Annotated in this window: 4 protein-coding genes; all 4 read right to left on the bottom strand. The window is 66.0% G+C overall.

From position 1 onward, the window contains the following. Positions 1-68: 68 nt before the first annotated feature. Positions 69-455, bottom strand: coding sequence for a DUF2784 domain-containing protein (locus tag U9980_RS27710; RefSeq protein WP_322770628.1), 387 nt, complete (start codon positions 453-455; stop codon positions 69-71). Positions 456-592: 137 nt separating this feature from the next. Then, positions 593-781 carry a hypothetical protein gene (locus U9980_RS27705; protein WP_322770627.1) on the bottom strand — a complete coding sequence of 63 codons (189 nt, stop codon included), beginning with the start codon at positions 779-781 and terminating at the stop codon, positions 593-595. Positions 782-830: 49 nt separating this feature from the next. Next, positions 831-1,295, bottom strand: a complete 465-nt coding sequence (locus U9980_RS27700; protein WP_322770626.1) for a group II truncated hemoglobin — start codon at positions 1,293-1,295, stop codon at positions 831-833. Between the two features lie 282 nt (positions 1,296-1,577). Beyond that, positions 1,578-2,393: a TIGR03620 family F420-dependent LLM class oxidoreductase gene (locus U9980_RS27695; protein ID WP_322770625.1), complete on the bottom strand. Its 816-nt coding sequence runs from the start codon at positions 2,391-2,393 to the stop codon at positions 1,578-1,580. Between the last annotated feature and the right edge of the window lie 292 nt (positions 2,394-2,685).

Raw genomic sequence — 2,685 nt, 5'->3', positions numbered from 1 at the left:
TGACGGTGGATTCGTGACAGAAAGCGATCAAATCATACCGATCCGCGAGTCACCCCTCGCGACCGGGCTCAGGCCGTCGGAGGGCGCGCGGTCAGACGAGCATGGGCATGACGGCGCCCCATGAGCAGACCGGTGTATCCGACGACGGTCACCACCACCGCAAGAGCCTGCATGAGGGGGTTCAACCCCTTCGGATACAGCTGACCCTTGATATAGTGATCAATGAACCCTCCCGGATAGACCAGCTCGGCTCCCATCCGCCGCAGGTACTTCTCCAGCCACGTCAGCGGACACGGGAAACCGATCCCGACGATCAGCACGCCCCACAGTGCCGCGGGGACGTGCAGCCACACCAGCCGCGGCCACCGCCAGACGAGCAGGCCGCCCACGACGACAAAGATGATGAAGGTGATGTGGACGGCCACCACGAGATCGGCAAGCAACCGGTAGCGCATCATTCCTTCCCAGCGGTCTGCGGCATTACCGCGTGAGCATTACCACGTGAGTCGGCCTACCGCACCTGCCGCACCCGATAGTCATCCTACGCACTCACGCAACCGTGACGCAGAACCGGCTCAGCGGGATCCCCACGTCAGACGGCCTTCGGTATTCCCGAGCGCATGCGTTGACGCACCTCGTCGGTGCAATCACCCATTTCATCCACCGGCTGCACGAGGCGGATGCCTCCCACCAAGACCGGAGGAAGGTCCAGGGCGCCCTCGTCGGCAAGATCGACATGGCGGACCTCCTCACCGAACAGGACTTCCAGGAAGCCAAGCATGCCCGCATCGATGCCGTTGCCCGGAAATACGACCCATCCGCATGATCACTTATACCGCATCGGTGCCTTGAAGACCGTCCCAGGACCACCGGGGAACGGGCAGGCCCGGAGCCACCTGGGAATCACGCGGCGAGTACGCCAGCACGTCGCGCACAGCCCACTCCATGTACGACCGTAGGACGGCCCGGAAATCAGTGTCATCGGGAAGGCCCGCATCATCAGCCGCCTGCACGAAACACCGGATGAATCTTTCTCCCAGGTCGTCCTCGGCGCCCGCGCCGGCGTGGATGTCAAGCATCGCCGAATGACCGCCGCAGGACAGCGAGTACAGCGCCGGGCCACCGAACACCTCGGCCCAATAGCCGGCCAGTCTCGCCACGTGCTGGGGATGGCCGGGATGGGAGAACGGATGGTTCAACACCGGATCCGCCAGGCAGCGCTCGTGGTGGGCGGCCGCAAGCGCCAAGAACGCCGACTCGCCACCGGCGAACTCAAAGATCGATGGGCGTGACATACGCACTACTGTGAACCGTGACCGCGCAACGCCGCCACCCCCACGGATGTGGCGCACCCGGTACAGGGATCGCAACCACCGTGAGGCCGTCGATGCCGGAAAAATCGGCGGGATGGCACGTGTACACCGGTAGATCATTAGACAGGGCCGTGGCTGTGATCATGGCGTCGTACGCGCGAGCGGAAGGCTTGCGGCCAGCGTGACCGCGGTGAGGACGGCAGCCGCGTGTCGTTCGTCGCGGACGAGTTTCGGGCACCGGCAGGCGTTGCAGCGCCCCGCCGGCTACGGGATCAGCGTCTTGGCGAGTGCGCGCCACTGGTCGATCGGAATGGTCTCTGGTGAGCCTGTGGTGACGCTTACGGCGACGTGATCGGCCCCTGCCCGCACATGTTCAGAGACCCGTGCCGCGACCGCGTGGACGTCGCCCCAGGCGACGAGGGCGTCAACCAGCCGATCATCGAGGTGGGTGATCTCGTCCTCGGTGAAGCCCATCCGGCGGAAGTTCGCAGGGTAGGCGGGAACCGTGCTCAGAAAGCCGAGAGGTCCGCGGGCGATCCCTCGCGCGCGGCCGGGATCTGTGTCGAGGACGACGAGCTGTTCGATGGCGAGGGTGGTGTCCTCGCCCAGCAGCGAGCGGGCCCGGACGGTGTAGTCGGGGGTGACGAGGACGGGAAGGGCACCGGCCGCGCAGCGGCGGGCCAGTTCGAGCATGCGCGGCCCCAGCGCCGCCAACACACGCGCGGTCGCCGGGACGGCGCCCAGCGCATCGAGGTACGCGGTCAACGTCTGCACCGGCTTCGCCCCATGCGCGCCACCGAGACCAACGACGAACCGACCCGGATGGGTGGCCTCCAGGTCGGTGTACAGGGCCGCCACAGCCTCCGGTTCGAACCGGTCGACGGAGATGATCCCGCTGGCGACCCGGACTGTCCGGGTCGCACGCACCAGATCGGCGATCTGCCCGAGACCACCGAGCGGGCCGCCCGTCAGCCAGATCGTCGAATAGCCCAGGTCCTCCAGCTCGACCGCTGCGTCGAGGAGCCCATCCGCTGCGGGACTCAGGACCGCACCGACCGGTCCCAGCTCGATCTTCGACATCACACTTCGCCTCCAGCCACACAGGTCACCCGACGGAAGGCCACAACAGGGCCACGCGCCGGGATGTTCCGAGGCAGGCCGCGGTCGGCGCTGGCGTCGACGCATCCATCAACCTTGTCTGATCACGGACCCGACGAATGCAGCAGCATCCACATGTCCGGCCTTGTGGTGGCCAGTCGTGTGTCATGTTTCGTAGCCACTTCGACCCATATTCGATCATAGTTCGGGCGTCACGATACTGGCTCGTGCGGCGAGGACGGACACGATGTCGTGGTGGTTGAGGTAGGCCACT

It is taken from the genome of Protofrankia sp. Cr1 (assembly GCF_963555865.1).
Lineage (GTDB): Bacteria > Actinomycetota > Actinomycetes > Frankiales > Frankiaceae > Protofrankia.
This window is presented reverse-complemented; position numbering and strand designations above follow the sequence as displayed.

What these genes read in the sequence shown, in the direction of transcription:
- U9980_RS27710 (WP_322770628.1), bottom strand. Translation starts at nt 455, where the DNA reads ATGCGCTACCGGTTGCTTGCCGATCTCGTGGTGGCCGTCCACATCACC.
- U9980_RS27700 (WP_322770626.1), bottom strand. Translation starts at nt 1,295, where the DNA reads ATGTCACGCCCATCGATCTTTGAGTTCGCCGGTGGCGAGTCGGCGTTC.
- U9980_RS27705 (WP_322770627.1), bottom strand. Translation starts at nt 781, where the DNA reads ATGCTTGGCTTCCTGGAAGTCCTGTTCGGTGAGGAGGTCCGCCATGTC.
- U9980_RS27695 (WP_322770625.1), bottom strand. Translation starts at nt 2,393, where the DNA reads ATGTCGAAGATCGAGCTGGGACCGGTCGGTGCGGTCCTGAGTCCCGCA.